Consider the following 19,649-nt stretch of genomic DNA (forward strand, 5'->3'; position numbering starts at 1 on the left):
CTGATGTGGCTTTTTCTTATGTATAAAAGTCATTTTAAACCAATCGCTATATAGGAAGTACAGCTGCTGAGCAATTATAATCATTCAAGAACGTTCAAACCATAGAGCAGAGGTGAGTACATGAATGATTTTTTTCAATTTGTAACAGAAGAACAAAGATGTGCGCTGCTCGCAAAAGCCAAAAGGGTTGCAATATCGGCACTTCAGCAATATAACCTGAGCTGGGTTAAGATTGAATATATCGGTATTTCGGACACGATTACATATAAAGTTAGGACGAGCTTAAATGAAACATACTTATTGAGAATTCATTCGGATCGACGGTCCTGTAATGAAATAGACCTGGAGCTTCAATTCCTGGATACCCTTATTACAGCAGGTATCAAAGTGCCGACAGGTATAACCACTCCAAGTGGGTTAAGATGGTTGAAAATCGGTACGGAGGATGGATTCACCTCCACCCATATCACCGTGATGAAATGGGTGGAGGGTGTGCATGCCCATGAAGCACTTACAGAAGATCAAGCTTATCAGGTAGGTGTCTTGATTGCCAGACTGCATGATGCTGCACTTGGCTTCAAAAGATCCTCTGATCTTCGTAAGCCCGTATGGGGGATGAACAGTTATAGAAAAGCGCTCGCCAAGCTGGAACGATATGCGGGAACTTTTTTGTCGGAAGTCTCATGGTCACTGTATCAACTCGCAGCTGAAAAAGTTATATCCCAGCTTGATCATATGAAGGCTGATGATTACAACTATGGTCTTATTCATGCCGATTTGCATTTGGGGAATGTGGTATTTGAAGGGGAAGTTCCTCACCCGATTGATTTCGGTAGATGTGGCTATGGTTTTTTTCTCTACGATCTGGCGGCGGTTATGTTATCACTTGTTCCGTACCAACGGTTTAAAGTGCTTCAAGGATATGAAAGCATACGGTCGTTGGGATCGGATTATTTTCAGTCTCTGGAGTGTTTTTTCATCATGATTATGATGGAGAATTATAGCCACCATGCCTCCAATCCAAGAGAGACAGAAAGTATAAAGGGTGAGCAAATCTATGCCCTAGCATATATTCATGAATATTTGCACGGACGCCCGTTTCTGCTGAATGTGGTAGAGCCCATAGAAATAGACGATGCACCAATCTCTAGTTGATCCGGCCATAATAGAAAGGTATCATGATATCATAATACGTGATACAGAATGGGAGAGAACAGCTTGCAAGTTACGAACCGCCCAGGTGAATTTATCACCTGCTTGATCATCATGATTGCCACCATCGTATGGGTTCAAAGGACATCATTCCTTCTATCCGCGGCGTGGGGAATCGGACTAATCCTGTTAATATATACATTGTGCAAGCTACGAAGCGTACGCAAGATATCGATTCAGATAAATGACACGGCCATCGTGGCTCTTATCATGGTGATAGGTTATATGTTCTATCATTCTTCTGGTGAAATCATCAAACATGGATTAGCGGGGCACGATGCCTGGGCCATCATCCTATCGAGGTTAAGCCTGATATTATTTGTATTACCCTTTGTACTGGCGGCCATGTTAACCAAGAAAAAACCGTTATACCTTGCCACGGGTTCATGGGGAACAACGATTTATTTCCCATGGATATTCAAAGGCCCGGTTCAAGACCCGATTTGGCGTTTCATGCTCATTTTCCTGGTTGTCGTCTGCTCCATTTTTTCATTCTTTATTGACTGGGGACAGCCGCATTTTCTCGTTCTTATCGGTTATGCACTATCATTTGCGCTGATCAATGCCGTCCTTGAGGAGCTGCTGTGGCGGGGATACATACTTAGTCATTTTGTAAGTGGATTCGGTGAGCTGAAAGGGCTTGTCATCACCGGAGTTACCTTTGGTTTATACCACTACCACCTTGGTTTTTCATGGCCGGTTTGTCTGCTGTTTTCAATCTTTGGTATCATGATGGGTGGCGTGGCTATTCGTTCCAAAGGGGTGGTTCCCGTGATGGTTATGCATTTTGTGATGAATGTTTTATTTGTTCTTAGCGGCATGATCCTGTAACCTTCCTAAGAAGGGCGTCGATAGACGTTCTTTTTTTGTTTTGACCGGTATGGGCAGACTATGGGACAAGCAATGTTGGTCTAGTTTTATAATTATCAAAAATTTTTTTGAAAAAAGTGCAGGGGCAGCTTTCAAAGCTGACGTCTATGTATTTGGGAAGGAGGGGAGAGTTATTGATGCTGAAACGTTAATCACGCGCATCCTGCAAGGTGATCAAGAAGCCTTTCGGGAACTGGTGAACCATTACAGCCAGCACGTGTTCCATACGGCATACTCGGTCCTGCGGGATGCCAAGGAAGCGGAAGATGCGTCGCAGGAAGTGTTTATTCAAGTATACAAAGCTCTCCCCCAGTACCGATCTGAAGGCTTTAAAACCTGGATTACACGCATCACGCTAAATAAAGCGATTGATATGAAGAGGAAGCTTTCCCGTAAACCGCCGGAGCAGCTGCACGGCGAACATGATGAAGTGCTGGATAAACTCCCTTCCCGGGACGAAGACGTGGTTTCTCTGCTCGTACATAAGGAGAGAAGAGAGGAACTTCGAGAGAAAATTAAACAATTGCCGGACAATCACCGCGCTATTATAACGGCTTTTTATTTGGAAGAGAAAAATTACGAACAAATCGCAGCCGAGCTGGATGTCACGGTCAAGACGGTGGAATCGAAATTATACCGGGCCAGACAATGGATTCGGAAATCTTGGAAGGAGGAGGAATGGAAATGAACGTGAAGGATAACGAGCTTAAGATGCTGACGGCACGATATGTTAGAGGAGAAGGCTCGGCAGAAGAACGGTCTTCTTATGAAGAGCTCATGTTATCGGATGACAGCGTGCTGGAGATCTACATGCAGGTACTGGCGGAGCTTGATTCCGAACTCCCTGGCCTGTCAGACCCGGAAACATTTACGCAGCAGGTGGTGGAGCACGCACAAATTAAGCCATACACCCATAGAGCACCGCTGCGGATTCAGGAACGTCCGAAGCGATGGTACGAACGCGCGATCGTCCATTACACCATTGCCGCCTCCATTACCATGCTGTTTCTCTTCACCGGGGCATTTGACCGACTTCTTCCCGGCGAAATGAATCATGATGTTCCATTATCCGAAACACCCTCCTACAGTGAGCAATGGGTAGAAAAAACAACGGGCTGGCTTGACCAGCTAATGTCCAGATAAGAAAAAAGAAAGGGAGATGCCAAGTGCAACCGCAAAAAAGTAAAGGGTTTGCCTTTATATTAAATATCCTTCCGGGCCTCGGCCATTATTATTGGGGGAGAAAGGGACGCGCCCTGCTATATCCATTCTTGTTCTTCGCAAGCCTGTTCGGTGGATTTGTGCTTGGGATCATGACGGCATCCGACGCGGTTTTTGCGTTGGGAATTATCGGAGCCTTAATGATCTGGGGTATCAGCATGCTTGACCTGCTAATTGCTTTGATCCGGTATACGCCTGTAACGATTATCCACGATGAATATGGACGGCCGATGGAGATTCGTCAGGAAAAGAGTGATGAGTCAGAACGCTTTTATACCATACTGCTGTCCTTCATACCCGGTTTGGGGCATTTTCAACTGGGATTGATGCAGCGAGGGTTGTCATTCCTGATCGCATTCTTCGGACTTGGAACGATTCTGCTGTTCTTGACGGGCTTGACTCACGAATCGGTATTCCTGCTGTTTCTGGGCATGCTGCCCATTATTTGGCTCTACTGCATGTTTGATGTGGTTCAGCTGGTTAACCGCAAGCAAGCTGGAGAATTTCTTATCGATCGCACGCTGTTTGATGAGCTTGAGAGCGGCAGAGAGAGCGGACGCCGGAGTAAAGTGTTTGCCACCTTATTATCGGCGTTTCCCGGAGCGGGTCAAATGTATTTGGGATTGCAAAAACGCGGACTGCAGCTCATGGTCCTATTTCTTGGCAGCATTTATGTGTTGGATGTACTTAAGCTGTCGCTATTCCTGTTCTTGATTCCGTTGATCTGGTTTTATGCATTCTTTGACGGTCTGCAGCAAGTAAGCCGTTACGGCAGGGAGCCGCTGCGCGATCGACCGATCATCTCGGGACTTGGGAATCAGCAGCGCTGGCTCGGTCTTGGACTGCTTGTACTCGGAATCTATTTCGTATTTAGCAGTGTTGTGATGCCTTATATCGATACACATTTTCCTCATCTGCAGCTGGATTACCGCATTCGTTCCTACTTGAAGACCGCGATTATCGCCGTTCTTCTTATCGGAGGAGGAATCAAGCTGATGACTGGCTCGAAAAAGGATTCGTTAAGGGGAGAGCGTTCATATTATGATAGCGACAACGAATGAGATGTCCATTAATTAATAACATCTAGGGTCAAGTCGATAGCGATTTAATCAAAAATAGATATGAACGAGATATGGAGGGAGATATCGTGGCCAAGAATCTGTATTATCTGTTGTATATTGCTCTATTTGTTGTGACATGTTTGTTTATCTTCAATGCTTATGCATCACCGGATCAGGTACCTGCGCCTTCGATCTCTTTAACGGAGCATGAGCAGAATCGGCTATAGTTTATATAAAGAAAAAACCTGTAAACGATTTTGAATCGTTTTACAGGTTTTTTAATTTTCGTTCAACGAGTATGTATATCAGGATAAAAACGATCACGGTCGCAATGCCTGTCGTCATGAAATGGCCGGTAAGCCTGGCGATCAGCAGCAGGATGACTCCAAAAATCATCAGCAGCAGACTGACATAGGCGTTGGCAACTTTAAAGTTCCGTTCATTTTTGAGAGATGACGTCGTTTTATAAGCATAAAAACTCTTGGAACTTTTGGGCGGAATCAAAAAGAGGACCAAACCATACAAAACAAATACGATGCCAATGGCTAAACTTTCGAGCATCCTTACACACTCCTAACGGAAATATAACGCCGGATGCACCCCAAGAACGCTGGATAAGGGAGCATCCGGCTGTTCAAGCCCTATATCTGCAAATATGAATATATTACTTGGATCCGGCTGCATTCAGAAGCAGACGACGGTAGGCGTATTCGAATATAAACTCAAAAGCCTCCAGATGTTTCTTGGCTTCGAATGCATTTTTGCCCCAGGCATAGATGCCGTGGTTACGCAGCAATATGCCGGGTACAGCCGGATCGAGCGCATCCGGAACGAGCTCCGCAATCCGTGGAATGTCTGCATAGTTCGGCAGGATCGGAATGCGAATCGCCGCGTCCTCTTCCCAAATATTAAAGGCTTTGATCAGCTCGATTCCTTGGGCAGGGACATAACCTTGTTCCCCATACCAATCGCTGATCAGATTGTTGTCGATGGTATGCACATGGAAAATGGCACCGCAGCCGGTCTTGCGATAAATTTCGCAGTGAATCAAGGTTTCCGCGCTAGGTTTTAAGCCGGTTGCTTCGCAAGGCACGCCGTTCTGATCCACAAAAAGATAATCTTCGGGCGTATGTACCGACTTGTCTTTTCCGCTGGCTGTCACCGCAAAATAAAACTGCTCCGGGTTGAACTCGCCGACACGGACAGATAGATTACCGCTGGTGCCGGGGAACCAGTTTCTAGAAGCGAACAGTTCCTTGATCCCTCTAAGATCCTGCAGGGCAGCCTGTTTCTGTTCAAGCTGGATATCTGAAAATGCCACTTACAGCACCTCCTGTTTAAACTTATCTTTCATGTCGATCTGGATATCGGTAAAGGTCTCGAAGGGTACATGATGTACGCCTAGCTTCTTGCATTGCTCGGTGAGCGAGGAGCGGGAATAAACCAGATCCGCTTGTTTGGCACCTTCAAAATCGGTCAGGCTGTCACCGATCAGAATGCGGTAATACCGATCGACAGGAAAACGGTCCATCACCGTGACTTTGCACATGCCGCAGTCGTTATGGCAGGAATCCTTGCAAGGATGAGGCCAAGTAATCTCAATGCGATCCCCTTCGAAATTGGAGCCGTTGCAGAAGATATGGTCTGCCGGGATGCCAAAAGGCTTCAGCAGAGGATCGACAAAGAAATCGATACCGCCGCTTGTGACGTAGAATTCAATCTGTTCGGATTTCAAATAATCCAGGAATGCACTGAAGCCTTCCCGAATCCCTGCATGGTTTAGAACATATTCGGTAATTTCTTCTCTCATGGAGGAAGGGAAGAGCGCGAACATGCGGCCTACGCCTTCCCGAATTGAAATGGTGCGGTCAAGCGTGTCCTGCATGATCGACTCAAAGCCTTCCGGTTTGAAGTGCTTCATAATGGCGACGATGTTATCGTTGTTTGTGATGGTTCCGTCGAAATCGCAAAAAATGATCGGCTGTTTATCTCCAGATGTCATACTTCTCCTCCCCAGATGTCCAATGCGGCTTTCAGCTCTTCGTGTTCCTCGGCAAAGTGGGCGAGCGGCACGGATTTCATCGTCGCCTCGATCGCTTGTACAAAGGCTTTGCCGCCCGCTTCGGTTCCTATCGGATGTCCGTGGATTCCGCCGCCAGCGTTAACGACGACATCGGTGCCAAAGTCCCGGATGATGCGGGGAACGAGTCCCGGATGAATTCCTGCGGATGGTACCGGCATGCTTCGTTTCACGCCAAGTTTAGCGCTGTGCAGCTCGTCGCGTATCGCGAGATTCTCTTCTCTCGGCATCGTTACCGATCCGTAAGGAGAAGGGAAGAGCACCAGATCCGCGCCGGCAATCCGCATCAGCTGGCCGAGCAGCACCGGAGCCGTTATCCCATAGTATGGAGAAGGGTAAATGGCACCGGCAAGCGCAGGGTGAGCCGCGATAGGCACGGTGATATCCGGATCACTGCTTAACTCGTGCAAAACGTCATACCCATAGGACAGCACATTAAAGAGCAGGGCGTTAGCGCCGGCATCAATCGCACGCAGCGCTTGCTCACGCAGCCGCGACGTCCGTCCGGTCAGATTGGCTGCATACAGCAGTTTTTTGCCTGTCTGTTGTTCCACGTCGGCAGCAGCCTGGATGCACATGCTGACCCGTTTTTCGATCGGGGTGAGGTCGTTCTCGAACAGGATTTCATCATCTTTGATAAGATCCACCCCACCTAGCGCCTGACGGATAAATTGGGCTCTAAGCTCGTCCGCATTCATTCCGATAACCGATTTGAATATGCTCATGAGCAGTGGGCGGTCTTGGACGCCGAGAAGATCGCGGACTCCGTCGATGCCATATTTCGGTCCGGGAAACGCACTCAGGAAGTCGGGAGACAAATCCAGGGAAGTCAGTTTGATGCGCCCGTCCATGGAAATTTTGCCGAACAGGGTCACCAGCAGGGCAGGGATATCCCGGCTGAAATTAATGTCCGGATAAGCAATGCTGACGTCTGCGTACCGGCTGCCTGGCTCCCAGCCCTCGTGAACCTGAATGTCAACAACTTCGCCAAGATGCTTCTGCATCGCTTCACGCTTGGCTTGCGGCAGCTCGGTCCAGCTGCCGACCGTCATGCCAACGGCGATGGAAGTCGCTTTCTTACGAAAATCCGCCTGGTCGTCATAGATTCGGTAAGTTGCGATACAGCGGCTCATGAGATCTGCTCCTTCAGCATGGCGCCCATTTCTTTGGAGCGCTCAGCACAGCGGTTCACGGCGGCAATGACGGTTTCGAAGAAATCGCCTTTATCGAGCGTTTCGAGGGCCGCTTGCGTTGATCCGTTCGGCGATGTAATTTTCGCGCGCAGCGATGAAGGCTGTTCCCCGGTCTGCTGCACCATCCGGGCGGCGCCCAGAATGGTTTGGAGTGTCAGCTCGCGGCTTTGCTCCGGCGTCAAGCCGCCGCGGATCCCTGCGGCAGTCATGGCTTCCATCATGTAATAGAAGTAAGCAGGACCACTGCCGGATATACCGGTCAAGATATCCATCTTCTCTTCTTCAATGACCGTTACATTACCAACAGCTTCGAACAAGGTCATGACCAGTTGGCGCTGTTCTTCGCTGATTTCCTTCGAGAACGCGATTCCTGTGGAACCAAGCCCGATGGAGGCGGATGTATTCGGCATCGTACGTGCAATGGGCTGCTGGGTTCCAAGCAGCGTCTGCGTCGTATAAATCGAAAGTCCGGCAATCACGGAGATGATCAATTGATCGCTTGAGAGCTTCGGTCCCAGTTCTTTTAACGCTTTAGCAGCATCCTTCGGTTTCATGGCAAGCACGATCACCGGCGAAGTTTTCAGAATTTCGATTTTAGCGGCATCGTCGTTGTTGATCTGGACACCATAGCGCTCACTCAGTTCCTGAAGGCGCTGAACATTGCTCCGATTGAGCATCGTAATATTCTCAGGAAGCACGACAGAACGGCTGACTAATCCTCGTACGATCGCTTCGGCCATCGAGCCGGCGCCGTAGAAGGTGATTGCTTTATCTATTAAAGGTCGGTTCTGCGGAGATTGGCACATCGTTATTTCCTCCTTCATGGCTTTAGATGAATGATTTATTCGCGTATTTGACCACTACCGATAATAACATATTTGGAGGAAGTAAGCGCGGGTAATCCCATAGGACCTCTGGCATGCAGCTTCTGGGTGCTGATCCCGATTTCGGCGCCGAAGCCAAATTCAAAGCCATCGGTGAAACGGGTCGAAGCGTTATGATAAACAGCAGCTGCGTCTACTTCCTGCAAGAAGCGCTGCGCATGATCCTTATTCTCCGTAACGATACATTCCGAATGCTTTGTGCCATTAATCGAAATATGCTCAATGGCCTCATCCAGGTGATCCACGATTTTGATGTTTAAGATATAGTCGTTGTATTCGGTTGCGTAATCCTCAGGCGTCGCTTTTGCAGCCCAAGGAACGTAATCCAGGGTACGCTGACATCCGCGCAGCTCGACGTTACGCTCACGGAATGCTTCGGCCAGCACGGTCAGATGTGATTTGGCATAATCAGCATGGACGAGCAGGGTTTCCATGGAATTGCAGACCGAAGGGCGCTGCACCTTGGCATTGAGACTGATGGCAACTGCCATGTCCGGCTCTGCCGATGCATCTATATAGGTATGACATATCCCGGCTCCGGTTTCGATCACGGGCACCGTGGCATTTAACACAACGTTCTGGATCAGCGAGCTCCCGCCGCGAGGGATAATGACATCCAGCAGTCCGTTGAGTTTCAGCATTTCATCCACGGAGGAACGGTTCGGGTCCTCGATAAGCTGCAGCGCATCCTTAGGCAGTGCGGTGCGTTCCATAGCTTCGTGAAGCACCTCGATGATTTTGCGGTTGGAGGAGAGGGCGGAAGAACCCCCGCGAAGTACGACCGCGTTGCCTGTCTTCAAGCACAGTCCGGCTGCATCGACCGTCACATTTGGACGTGCTTCATAAATGATGCCGATCACGCCAAGGGGAACACGTTTCTTGACGATGTTCAGTCCGTTCGGGCGATCGATCGTTTCCAAGGTGTCGCCGATTGGGTCCGGCAGCTTCACGATTTGGCGTAAGCCTTCGGCAATGCCCTCGATTCTGGCTTCATTCAGTGCCAATCGGTCCAGGAGGGAGGCGGAGGTGCCAAGCTCCTTCCCGCGACGTAGATCCTCCGCGTTTGCTTCCATAATATCAGCTGTCCGTTGGATCAGTGCGTCTGCCATGATGAGCAGAGCCTGATTTTTCTCCTCGGTGCTCAGTCTGCCAAGACCGAATGCGGCCTGTTTGGCCAGCTTAGCTTTATTGCGAACCTCACTCATAATAATTCCTCCTTAGTTGGATGATTAGGAAAAGCAATATTGGTTATGGGAACCAGATTATTTTAACGTGATCCATTCGTCTCGGTGAATGACCTCAAGCCGATGGATTTCCCCGATGATGCCGATCACTTGACTGCTCGGCAAACCGAGCACGGCTTGCAGCTGGTCTTCGTCGTAATTGACGATCCCCCTGCCGAGCCTCTCGTTGTTCATATTAACGACTTCCACCACGTCCCCGGCATGGAAGCTGCCTTCGATCCGTTTTATGCCAACGGGAAGGAGGCTGTGGCCTCCGTGAATCAGCGCCTTCTCGGCGCCCGGATCGACAACGATCCGGCCTAGCGGCGAGGACATAAAGCCGAGCCACTGCTTTTTCATCGGCAGGGAGGATAGGTGGGTAGCAAAATAGGTGCCTTTACCTGCATGTTCAAGCGCCTTAAGCAAATCGCCGGTCTCGCTGGCTTTGCCGATGAAGACGGGGACACCGCCGCGGGTGGCGATTTTGGCAGCATCGATTTTCGATCGCATGCCGCCGGTACCAACGCTGGAGCCAGCGCCTCCTGCCATGCTGTAAATCTCATCGGTAATTTCATCAATTTCCTCATATTTCGTTGCATCAGGCGACTTGCGTGGATCAGCCGTGTACAAACCATCCGTATCGGTCAGGATGATTAATTGCTGGGCGCGGACCAAGTTCGCAACGAGCGCGGATAACGTATCGTTATCGCCAAATTTCAGTTCGTCAATAGAAACGGTGTCGTTCTCATTAATAATCGGAATAACGCCTTGCTTCAGAAGCTCCGTAATCGTCATGTTGGCATTATTCATGCGTTTGCGGTTCGCGAAGTCCGTTCTCGTCAACAGAATTTGCGCGGCCTTCAATTGATGGGAGGCCAGCGCATTCTGGTAAGCACGCATCAGCAGCGCTTGGCCCAGTGCGGCGGATGCTTGCTTCTCATGCAGCAGCTTCGGTCTGCTCTCGTAGCCGATCTCTCGAAACCCTGCTGCGACGGCGCCGGATGTCACGAGCAGAACCTCATGACCGGCTTTGCGGAGAGCGGCAAGCTCTCCGGCAAAGAAGGCGATGGAATCCAGATTAAGTCCGCCCTCATCTGTCGTAAGGGAGCTGCTTCCGATTTTTACGACGATGCGCGATAGCATCGTGATCACTTCCTTGTATTTATGATGGGTAGGGATAGCTGTAACGAATCCATTTCCTGAAAATAAAAAAACTTCCGTCCTGTATGAAAAAGGACGAAAGTTTGACTTCCGCGGTACCACCTTTGTTGATGAGCGCAGCTCATCCGGCTTTAGCCCTGTAACAGAAGGCACTGTCCTGGCAAGCCAGGCCGCTCGGGGGTAGGTTTCGGAAAGGGGGTCACGGCAAATTCTTTCAGCCCATGGAATTCGCTCTCTGGTCATCGTGCCATATGCTTTCGTACTGGTCCCGTCATTGCGTTTTTGAAAACTGCATTCAATTGTTATTGCAAGAATAGCACATCGTTTTTGTTTTTTCAAAAGGAAAAAGGTTAACCGAACAGGTTCAGCTTACCGATTCGGTAGGCGGCTTCCCGCATTCGCTCTTCGCTGCTTAACAGGCCGACGCGGACATATCCTTCGCCGTGATCGCCAAAGCCGACACCAGGCGCAACCGCGACCTTGGCCTCCTCAAGCAGCAGATCGGCAAAGGATACCGAGGTAAAGCCCTTCGGTACCGGCAGCCAGCTGAAAAAGGAGCCAGCTGGTTTTTGAGCTTCCCAGCCGATTTCGGACAGGGCGCTATAGAAAACGTCCCTTCTCGATTGGTAGCGTGCGACCAGCGCCTTAACACAATCTTGAGGCGATGTCAGAGCCGTGGCCGCTGCGGCCTGAATGCCGCCGAACAGGCTGACGTAGATGTGGTCCTGCAGCATATTGATCAGCGAGATGATTTTTTTGTTCCCCAGGGCAAAGCCAACGCGCCATCCGGCCATATTATAGGTTTTGGAGAGCGTGTAAAATTCCACGCCAACTCCTTTGGCTCCTTTTGCCTGTAAAAAGCTGACTGGACGATCTCCATCAAACCCGATCGCTCCATAAGCAAAATCGCTGGCTACGACGATCCCGTGTTCGGCGGCGAATGCTACCGTATCCTCGTAGAAGGACAGGGGAGCGACGGCGGATGTCGGATTATTCGGATAATTTAAAAACATCAGCTTCGCTTTTTCTCTGTCTGCTGGTGTGATCGCGCCATAGTCGGGAAGAAACCGGTTAGCAGCGGTTAACGGCATGAATTTCATTTGGGCACGGGCCAGTGCAACGCCTGACCAGTAATCCGGATAACCGGGGTCCGGGACAAGACATACATCGCCCGGATTCAGGAGCACTTGCGGAAGCTGTACAAGCCCTGTTTTTCCTCCAAACAGAATCGCTACCTCCGTCTCCGGATCCAGATCAACGTTGTAGTCTTCTTTATATCGATGCGCAATGGCTTCTTTAAGAAAGGAAAAGCCGGTAAAAGGCGAATATTTGTGAAACTGCGGATTGTCGGCCGCTTCCTTCAAGCTGGATACGATATGAGGCGGTGTAGGCTGATCGGGATTTCCCTGTCCGAGATTGATCACATCATGTCCCTGCGCCACTTGGCGGTTTACCTTGGAGACCAAGGTCGCGAAAAATTGCGTGGGCAGCTGGGACATCATCTCGGCCGGCTCTATTTGGAATTCGTTTAATTTGTTATTCATTGCAGTTTCATCACTCCGTTATCTAATTACGCTCGAATACAGCTGATATTGAAAACAATTAGGATTAATTTAACACGATTTATCAGGGGTGTATAGAGGGAAATGGTGCTTGGGTGTTGCAGCAACAGGGCGGGGGAGGCTATGATGAAGACATATAGAGAATGGGTGAATTCCTGAAAAAGAGCCCGATCATGGATTTCATGATTAGCGGCGCTGGTGCTGGATTCAACCGGAATAACAGGAGGCTGCAAGATGACTGGAGAAGCAAAGGCTCAATTGAATATCGCACTTATCCAAGCCGATATTGAAATAGGAAACGTAAAGGCCAATATGAGTAAAATGCTCGGCATGATGGAGCAGGCCGCAGCGGCTGATAGGAAGCCGGACGTCATCGTGCTGCCGGAAATGTGGAATACGGGGTATGCGCTGGACCGAATTCAAGAGCTTGCCGATCCCATGGGACAGGAAACCTCTCGCATGCTGAGCGAATTTGCACGAAAACATCATATCCAAGTCGTAGGCGGGTCTGTAGCCGAACGAATCGAAGATCGGATTTATAACAGCATGTATGTATTTAACCGGAGTGGGGAGCAGATCGCCAAATATTCCAAAATGCACCTGTTCCGCCTGATGGATGAAGAGAAGTTTCTGCAAGCCGGGCAGCAGCCCGTAACCTTTGAGCTGGAACAATTAAAAGCGGGCGCGTCGATCTGTTACGATATACGCTTCCCCGAGCTGTCTCGCACCCTCGCACTAGGCGGCGCTCAAGTGCTGTTTGTGCCAGCAGAGTGGCCGCATCCGCGGCTGCATCATTGGAGAACACTGCTCATGGCCAGAGCGATCGAGAACCAAATGTACGTCGTTGCGTGTAATCGAGTAGGAACTAGCGGAGAAACGGACTTTTTCGGTCACTCCATGATCATCGATCCCTGGGGGGAGGTCATTGCCGAAGGGGATGAGCAGGAAATGATCCTGACCGGTACGCTGGATTGTGGTCTTACGGATGAAGTGAGAGGACGCATTCCGGTTTTTGAAGACCGTCGTCCGAATTTGTATTTTCAATAAAAGTATTTATTGTTAAACTCCTCTAAAAAATGAAGTTTCATCTGGGCAGAGGCGGGTATACTATGGGTAATCCGTCTGAGAGGAGGCTTTGAATGATGGCAGACAATAACCAATTCGACAGCCAAAACCATGAGCAGGAAGAAGAGCAGAAACAACAGTTCCGCAACTTTGTAGAAAACGTTGCCGGGGGCGGCAACGGAAAGAACGAGTCGATTCAGGACCAGTCCCGTACTGCGGATGAACAGAACCGATTGATTGACCAGCATAATTTGCGCAAATAAAACTCCGTTTGAAACGAAATGGGAGTGCTATAATTTCACGTTGAAAGGAAGCTCAGCTTGGTCTTGTTCATTGACCTTGGCTGAGCTTCTTCTCTTTATTTATGGGGCAGCGTGCACTAGTCCTGAACGCTCTCCACAACCAGCTTGTCCATGACCTGCTTAAAAGTATCGATGAACGCATCCGCCGCTTTGGACAAATAGCGGCCGTTGCGGTAAGCCACAACCAGTGTGCGGCTCGGAACCGGATCAGCGAGGGGCAAGTAGACCGGAATAAACTCGCTGCGTTTCGCACGGGCGATAAAACGGGGCACCAGCGTTATGCCCATTCCGGTTGCGACCAGAGATTGGAGCGTCTCAATGTTGCTGCTCTCGAATACAACGTTCGGTTCAAAGCCGGCCTCCCGACATATATCAAAGGTGAGCTTCCGGAAGCCCTGTCCTTTTTTGAGGACAACAAACGCTTCGTTCCGGATTTCATCGATTGTGATGGGCCGTACGGGATCGGAGGCTGCCCGCAGCGCAAGCGGATGCTGCGGAGGAACGGCCAAGTCGATCATTTCCTCACCGATCGGAATCCAGGACAGCGACGGCTCGGACAGCGGCAGCGCCAGGAGGCTAAGATCGGCCTTGCCGCTGGCCGTCAGCTTCTCCAGGTTCATGGAGGAATCTTCCAACAGGGTGATCTCAATATCCGGATATCCCTTTTTAAAGGCGGGCAAAACCCATGGCAGCAGGTGAGAACCTGTAATCGGCATGCTGCCGACTACGACCTTACCCTTTCGAAGCTGGGAGATGTCCGACATCTCCTGCTTCAGCTGCTCGACGGCGTCCATGATCTTCTGGGCATGCTCGACAAAGCTGGCTCCAGCATGGGTGAGCTCAACGTTGCTCGTATTGCGTTGGAACAGCAGCACGCCGAGCTCTTTCTCCAGCTTGGAGAGCTGCTGGCTCAAGGAAGGCTGGGCGATATGAAGCTTCTCCGCGGCTCGGGAAAAATTTTTATCCGCCGCGATTTGCAGCGTATATTGCAGTTGTCTCAGTTCCATTTAAGCATCACTCCGTTATAGCTGAATCCTATTACTTTTATAGATATTATATCTTGGAACAATGAAGAAGGAAATGATATATTACTATCAACGTAAAGATGATGCGTTGTAGATCTTCCTTATATTTAAAGAAGATAACAAGCAATTATCTTCTCATGGACGTAAAGAACAATGGGGTGATGATGATGAGTAAGAAGACAATGTTCGAAAAAATTTGGGATAACCACGTTATTCATCAAGAAGAAGGCAAGCCGGGTATTTTGTACATTGACCTGCATTTGGTTCACGAGGTAACTTCACCGCAAGCATTTGAGGGTTTGCGTCTTAGCGGCCGTAAAGTACGCCGTCCTGAACTGACCTTCGCAACGATGGATCACAACGTACCTACGAAAGACCGTTTTAACATTACGGATCCGATTTCGAAGCAGCAAATCGATACACTGACCAAGAACTGTCAGGATTTTGGCGTTACTCTGTATGATCTTGATACGATTGATCAAGGCGTTGTGCACGTCATGGGGCCGGAACTTGGCTTAACGCATCCGGGCAAAACGATTGTATGCGGCGACAGCCATACATCTACACACGGTGCATTCGGCGCCCTTGCGTTCGGTATCGGAACAAGCGAGGTTGAGCATGTTCTGGCAACCCAATGTTTGCAGCAGGCCAAAGCAAAGACCATGGAAGTGCGCTTTGTCGGTCGCCGCAATCCGGGTGTAACGGCTAAGGATATGATCCTTGGCGTCATCGCGAAATACGGAACGGATTTTGCGACAGGCTATGTTATTGAGTATACGGGTGAAGCGATCCGCGAATTGTCGATGGAAGAGCGCATGACCGTGTGCAACATGTCCATCGAAGGCGGAGCCAGAGCGGGCATGATCGCTCCGGATGAAACGACGTTTGAATACTTGCGCGGACGTCAATATGTTCCGCAAGGCGAAGCTTTTGATGCTGCAGTGGCAGCTTGGAAAGAGCTTGTGACAGACGAAGGCGCCGAGTTCGACGTGGTGGTTGAGTTCGATGTAGAATCTCTGATCCCGCAAGTAACCTGGGGAACGAGCCCGGGTATGGGTACTGACATTTCCTCGACGGTTCCTAACCCTGCGGATTTTAAGACCGAGAATGAGCGCAAGGCAGCGGAGAAAGCGCTGGAGTATATGGCGCTTGTGCCAGGGACGCCAATGTCCGAAATTCCGATCGACTATGTCTTTATCGGTTCTTGCACGAATGGACGCATTGAAGATTTGCGTGCGGCAGCAGCCGTAGCGAAGGGCCATAAAGTGTCCAGCAATGTGACAGCCATCGTTGTTCCCGGATCAGGTCGAGTGAAGATCCAGGCTGAACAAGAAGGGCTCGACAAAATTTTTGTTGAAGCGGGTTTCGAATGGCGTGAAGCAGGCTGCAGTATGTGTCTTGCGATGAATCCGGATGTACTGAAGCCGGGGCAACGCTGCGCATCCACGTCCAATCGTAACTTCGAAGGACGCCAAGGCCGCGGCGGCAGAACGCATCTCGTATCGCCGGCAATGGCAGCGGCAGCTGCGGTTAAAGGACGCTTTGTGGATGTACGTGACTGGAACTTTGCAGCCGAAGAAGTTGTGAGCTAAGAAGGACGGAGGAGAAGTTTATGCAAGCATTTACGAAATTACACGGTATTGTCGCACCTGTAGACCGGGTGAATGTAGATACGGACGCCATTATTCCGAAACAGTTTTTGAAACGGATTGAACGTACAGGATTTGGACAGTTTCTGTTTTACGAGTGGCGGTTTGATGAAGAGGGAGGCAATATCGACAGCTTCTCGCTGAACCAGCCTCGTTACCAAGGCTCAACCATTCTGATTTCCCGTGCCAACTTTGGCTGTGGTTCTTCCCGTGAGCATGCCCCTTGGGCGATTCTCGATTACGGATTCCGCGTGGTCATCGCTCCATCGTTTGCTGACATTTTCTACAATAACTGCTTTAAGAACGGGATTCTTCCGATCAAATTGTCGGAGGAGCAGGTGGAAGAATTGTTCCAGCGCACAGAAGGTAATGAAGGATATAAGCTGAACGTCGATCTGGAGAGCAAAACGATAACGGATGATCAAGGACTCCATATTGACTTTGATCTTGATGAGCACCGCCGTCAATTCCTGCTTCAAGGACTGGATGACATCGGTTTGACGCTGCAGCATGAAAGTGCAATCGATGCATACGAGAAGAAGCATGGGGAGCGTCTGTTCGCTTAATCTCGCAATTCCACTGCAAAAGGTTACAAGATTATTAAACTTCCATTTCCTGTGTAGGAAATGGAAGTTTTTTTTGGTATTATGGAATTAATATGCAGCGGCAGCCAAGAGGAACCATTGTTTTATGTCAGTATTTGTCCGGCAGCGTCTGGTCGGGAATGTGCTGATTTACATATTTTTAGTTATATTGCTAGATTTGCTTTTCAAATTTAATCATGGGATGATCGAGGTGGATTCATGAAGAAGTTAGGGTTTGTAATGATGTTGATAGTCTTCTTGCTGGCGTTTCCGAAAAGTGGTGAAGCCAGTTCTTCAAATGCGGCCATTTTTCTTGACGGGGAACCATTGAATTTGTCTTCGGGCGTCCAGGTAGCCAACATGAAAGGTAACGTGATGATTCCGATCCGCGTGGTATCCGAGAATCTCGGCTTCAAGGTAGGCTGGGAGAAGGCCAGCCAAACCGTTACCGTTGAGAACAGCGAGAAGACGGTCCGCATGGTGGTCGGCAGCCATCAGGCAGAATTGAACGGTGCTCAGGTTGATCTGAATTTGCCGCCTGTCTTAAATGGACAGAGCACGCTTGTGCCGCTTCGGTTTGTGAGTGAACAGATGGGGCTTGACGTGAAATGGGACAACCAGACGAAGGCAGTGTTCCTCTCCAGCTCCGTTCCACCGGTCTCCGAAGGAGAGGTTGATCCAGGTGCCGGAAACAATCCGGGAAGTCAAACACCTCCGCCTGTCGAAACAGGGAACCAGGCAGCCATGACGGGACTCAGCTTTAGCGACAACCGGTTGATGATTGCTACAGAAGGTGCGGTTACGCCAAAAGTGTTCAGCATGACGGGGCATGATCGGATCGTTATCGATCTTCCGGGCACCGTGTACTCTGCTTCCTTCCTGAGCGGACATTCCGTGAACGAGCAGAACGGCGGCAATATGGAAGTTACGGATTACACTGACGTTACGAATATTAGATATGCCGTGTTCAGCGACAATCCGCCAACCGTGCGTATCGTATTGGATTTGACCGGACCTAAGAATTATGCGGTGACCCAGGAATCAGGCATCATCATCGTCGACCTGAACGCAGAGGGAGAAATCCTCGTACCGCCCGTTCCCCCGGTAACCGGTAACGGCAAGAAGACGGTTGTTATTGACGCCGGTCACGGCGGCAGTCAGCCGGGCGCGATCAGCGCGAACGGCAATCAGGAGAAGGTTCTTAATCTTAACATTGCTTTGAAAGTGGAAGCCTTGCTGAGAAACGAAAAGAACATTAATGTGGTGATGACGCGGAGCGACGATTCAACGCTGGGTCTTAGCGATCGCGTGAAAGTGGCGAATTCCATAAAGGCCGATATATTTGTATCGATTCACGGAAACAGCAACAATTCCAGCAGTCCGCACGGCACTGAGACTTACTTCACGAGAGATGCCAGCAAACCTTTGGCAAACGTGATGCATAAACATCTTGTCAAGGCGACTGAACTCATGGATCGGGGAGTCAAATATAGCAGTCTTCATGTGACGAGAGAAACGACGATGCCGGCTGTCCTGCTCGAGATTGGCTTTTTAAGCAACAAGGGTGACGAAGCCCAGTTGTTTGAAGACGATTTCCAAAATCGTGTTGCACAAGGTATTGTAGCGGGTATTAAAGAATATCTTAAAGTACAATAATGTGTACAAGATTTGAAGAACTTAGAGGGGGACGAAAGTCATGAACAAAAAATATTGGATGACAGGATTGCTGGCGCTGCTGCTTGCATTTAGTGCCGGCTGTGGACAGAAGCCGACTGCAGCCCCTGCCGAGACAAATCCGGAGACCGCAACAGAAGAAGTACAAACGCCGCAGGATAATCCGGAAGAAACGGCGGCTGATGATCATAAGGAAGATGAAGCAATACCTGTAAACGCAGGCGAGGGAGCAAGCACACCACCGCAGGGTACAACCGGTGAAAGTACTGGAACCCCTGAGGATACAAAGGATGTGAAAGCTACCGAGGATCAAGCGAAGAAGGTCAATATTAAAGTCTATTATACGGATCCCGAAATCATGGACTTGAAAGAGGCAAGCAAAGAGATCACGTATACGGGTGAAGAGGATAAATATAAGAAAGCCTTTGAAGGACTTCAAACGAGCAGTGATGCTGAACTAAGTCCACTATGGTCTGTTAAAATCACGTTGAATTCTCTCAAGTTTGAAAATGGCGCTTTGACACTGGATATCACCAAACCAGCGGAAGCCAATCTCGGAGCTGGAGGGGAAATGTTTGCGATTGATGCCTTACAGAAAACCTTCTTCCAGTTCGATGAGGTGCAGTCCCTGGAATTGCTGGTAGACGGTAATCAGATCGAAAGTTTAATGGGACATGTTGAGCTCGAGCATCCAATGACTCGGAAGTAATTATAAGGAACTATTAACGAAATTCAAATGCAGGACCAAACACCTATTTCGGTTTTTGAAATAGGTGTTTTTTTGGTAAAAAGGGAACAATTTCGCAACTTTCATCGTGACTTTGCGTCTATAGGTTGTCAGGTAATGTCGGACAGGCCGAGTGCAGAAACGCCAATCTGTGGC

The 19,649-nt window shown here is 49.4% G+C and carries 21 protein-coding genes; 12 read left to right on the plus strand and 9 right to left on the minus strand.

Annotated features, from left to right (window positions below; all coding sequences use genetic code 11):
* Positions 1 to 120: 120 nt before the first annotated feature.
* From AC0VZ8_RS12560 to AC0VZ8_RS12585, 6 genes are all read left to right on the plus strand, one after another.
* Complete coding sequence (locus tag AC0VZ8_RS12560) at positions 121 to 1,155, plus strand: phosphotransferase enzyme family protein (protein ID WP_475487039.1); 1,035 nt, start codon at positions 121 to 123, stop codon at positions 1,153 to 1,155.
* A 63-nt stretch (positions 1,156 to 1,218) separates the two neighbouring features.
* The gene (locus AC0VZ8_RS12565) at positions 1,219 to 2,043 is read left to right on the plus strand and encodes a lysostaphin resistance A-like protein (protein ID WP_475487040.1); all 825 of its coding nucleotides are present in this window, start codon (positions 1,219 to 1,221) and stop codon (positions 2,041 to 2,043) included.
* A gap of 235 nt (positions 2,044 to 2,278) precedes the next feature.
* Positions 2,279 to 2,770 carry an RNA polymerase sigma factor gene (locus AC0VZ8_RS12570; RefSeq protein WP_071218426.1) on the plus strand — a complete coding sequence of 164 codons (492 nt, stop codon included), beginning with the start codon at positions 2,279 to 2,281 and terminating at the stop codon, positions 2,768 to 2,770.
* Complete coding sequence (locus AC0VZ8_RS12575) at positions 2,767 to 3,225, plus strand: hypothetical protein (RefSeq protein ID WP_260069198.1); 459 nt, start codon at positions 2,767 to 2,769, stop codon at positions 3,223 to 3,225. The genes AC0VZ8_RS12570 and AC0VZ8_RS12575 overlap by 4 nt, the downstream gene beginning before the upstream one ends.
* Before the next feature lie 23 nt (positions 3,226 to 3,248).
* Positions 3,249 to 4,364, plus strand: a complete 1,116-nt coding sequence (locus AC0VZ8_RS12580) for a DUF6677 family protein (protein WP_260069199.1) — start codon at positions 3,249 to 3,251, stop codon at positions 4,362 to 4,364.
* A gap of 86 nt (positions 4,365 to 4,450) precedes the next feature.
* Complete coding sequence (locus tag AC0VZ8_RS12585) at positions 4,451 to 4,591, plus strand: hypothetical protein (protein WP_194541975.1); 141 nt, start codon at positions 4,451 to 4,453, stop codon at positions 4,589 to 4,591.
* A 40-nt stretch (positions 4,592 to 4,631) separates the two neighbouring features.
* Here the strand turns inward: AC0VZ8_RS12585 and AC0VZ8_RS12590 are convergent, their stop codons facing one another.
* The 8 genes from AC0VZ8_RS12590 to AC0VZ8_RS12625 form a co-directional block, all read right to left on the minus strand.
* A complete protein-coding gene (locus tag AC0VZ8_RS12590; RefSeq protein WP_071218358.1) occupies positions 4,632 to 4,925 on the minus strand; it encodes an SdpI family protein in 294 nt (97 codons plus the stop codon).
* Between the two features lie 103 nt (positions 4,926 to 5,028).
* A complete protein-coding gene (locus AC0VZ8_RS12595; protein WP_113056887.1) occupies positions 5,029 to 5,685 on the minus strand; it encodes a methylthioribulose 1-phosphate dehydratase in 657 nt (218 codons plus the stop codon).
* Positions 5,686 to 6,366 (minus strand): 2-hydroxy-3-keto-5-methylthiopentenyl-1-phosphate phosphatase, encoded by a 681-nt coding sequence (locus tag AC0VZ8_RS12600; protein WP_475487041.1) that lies wholly within the window; start codon positions 6,364 to 6,366, stop codon positions 5,686 to 5,688.
* Positions 6,363 to 7,577, minus strand: a complete 1,215-nt coding sequence (locus AC0VZ8_RS12605) for a 2,3-diketo-5-methylthiopentyl-1-phosphate enolase (protein ID WP_475487042.1) — start codon at positions 7,575 to 7,577, stop codon at positions 6,363 to 6,365. The genes AC0VZ8_RS12600 and AC0VZ8_RS12605 overlap by 4 nt, the downstream gene beginning before the upstream one ends.
* Positions 7,574 to 8,443 (minus strand): pyrroline-5-carboxylate reductase, encoded by an 870-nt coding sequence (gene proC / locus AC0VZ8_RS12610; protein ID WP_071218354.1) that lies wholly within the window; start codon positions 8,441 to 8,443, stop codon positions 7,574 to 7,576. Before proC ends, AC0VZ8_RS12605 begins: the two co-directional genes overlap by 4 nt.
* 35 nt (positions 8,444 to 8,478) lie before the next feature.
* The gene (locus tag AC0VZ8_RS12615) at positions 8,479 to 9,726 is read right to left on the minus strand and encodes a glutamate-5-semialdehyde dehydrogenase (RefSeq protein WP_475487043.1); all 1,248 of its coding nucleotides are present in this window, start codon (positions 9,724 to 9,726) and stop codon (positions 8,479 to 8,481) included.
* 57 nt (positions 9,727 to 9,783) lie between these two features.
* Entirely contained in the window at positions 9,784 to 10,887 is a 1,104-nt protein-coding gene (proB, locus tag AC0VZ8_RS12620) for a glutamate 5-kinase (RefSeq protein WP_071218352.1), read from the minus strand.
* A gap of 368 nt (positions 10,888 to 11,255) precedes the next feature.
* On the minus strand, positions 11,256 to 12,449 hold the full coding sequence (locus AC0VZ8_RS12625; protein WP_260069205.1) for a pyridoxal phosphate-dependent aminotransferase: 1,194 nt from the start codon (positions 12,447 to 12,449) through the stop codon (positions 11,256 to 11,258).
* 252 nt (positions 12,450 to 12,701) lie between these two features.
* Here AC0VZ8_RS12625 and AC0VZ8_RS12630 point away from each other — a divergent pair, with 252 nt between their 5' ends.
* Both AC0VZ8_RS12630 and AC0VZ8_RS12635 read left to right on the plus strand, forming a co-directional pair.
* Positions 12,702 to 13,514, plus strand: a complete 813-nt coding sequence (locus AC0VZ8_RS12630) for a carbon-nitrogen family hydrolase (RefSeq protein ID WP_260069206.1) — start codon at positions 12,702 to 12,704, stop codon at positions 13,512 to 13,514.
* Between the two features lie 92 nt (positions 13,515 to 13,606).
* Positions 13,607 to 13,795 (plus strand): hypothetical protein, encoded by a 189-nt coding sequence (locus AC0VZ8_RS12635; RefSeq protein ID WP_233354816.1) that lies wholly within the window; start codon positions 13,607 to 13,609, stop codon positions 13,793 to 13,795.
* A 116-nt stretch (positions 13,796 to 13,911) separates the two neighbouring features.
* On the opposite strand, the gene AC0VZ8_RS12640 is transcribed toward AC0VZ8_RS12635, so the two are convergent.
* Positions 13,912 to 14,841: a LysR family transcriptional regulator gene (locus tag AC0VZ8_RS12640; RefSeq protein ID WP_475487044.1), complete on the minus strand. Its 930-nt coding sequence runs from the start codon at positions 14,839 to 14,841 to the stop codon at positions 13,912 to 13,914.
* A gap of 185 nt (positions 14,842 to 15,026) precedes the next feature.
* Between AC0VZ8_RS12640 and leuC the strand changes: the two genes are divergently transcribed.
* From leuC to AC0VZ8_RS12660, 4 genes are all read left to right on the plus strand, one after another.
* A complete protein-coding gene (gene leuC, locus AC0VZ8_RS12645) occupies positions 15,027 to 16,451 on the plus strand; it encodes a 3-isopropylmalate dehydratase large subunit (RefSeq protein ID WP_071218348.1) in 1,425 nt (474 codons plus the stop codon).
* A gap of 20 nt (positions 16,452 to 16,471) precedes the next feature.
* Positions 16,472 to 17,074 (plus strand): 3-isopropylmalate dehydratase small subunit, encoded by a 603-nt coding sequence (gene leuD, locus AC0VZ8_RS12650; protein WP_071218347.1) that lies wholly within the window; start codon positions 16,472 to 16,474, stop codon positions 17,072 to 17,074.
* A 237-nt stretch (positions 17,075 to 17,311) separates the two neighbouring features.
* Positions 17,312 to 18,748, plus strand: a complete 1,437-nt coding sequence (locus tag AC0VZ8_RS12655; RefSeq protein WP_475487045.1) for an N-acetylmuramoyl-L-alanine amidase — start codon at positions 17,312 to 17,314, stop codon at positions 18,746 to 18,748.
* Positions 18,749 to 18,788: 40 nt separating this feature from the next.
* Positions 18,789 to 19,475 (plus strand): GerMN domain-containing protein, encoded by a 687-nt coding sequence (locus tag AC0VZ8_RS12660; RefSeq protein ID WP_475487046.1) that lies wholly within the window; start codon positions 18,789 to 18,791, stop codon positions 19,473 to 19,475.
* The last annotated feature ends 174 nt before the right edge of the window (positions 19,476 to 19,649 follow it).

The organism is Paenibacillus sp. QJM3NY_38 (assembly GCF_056173265.1).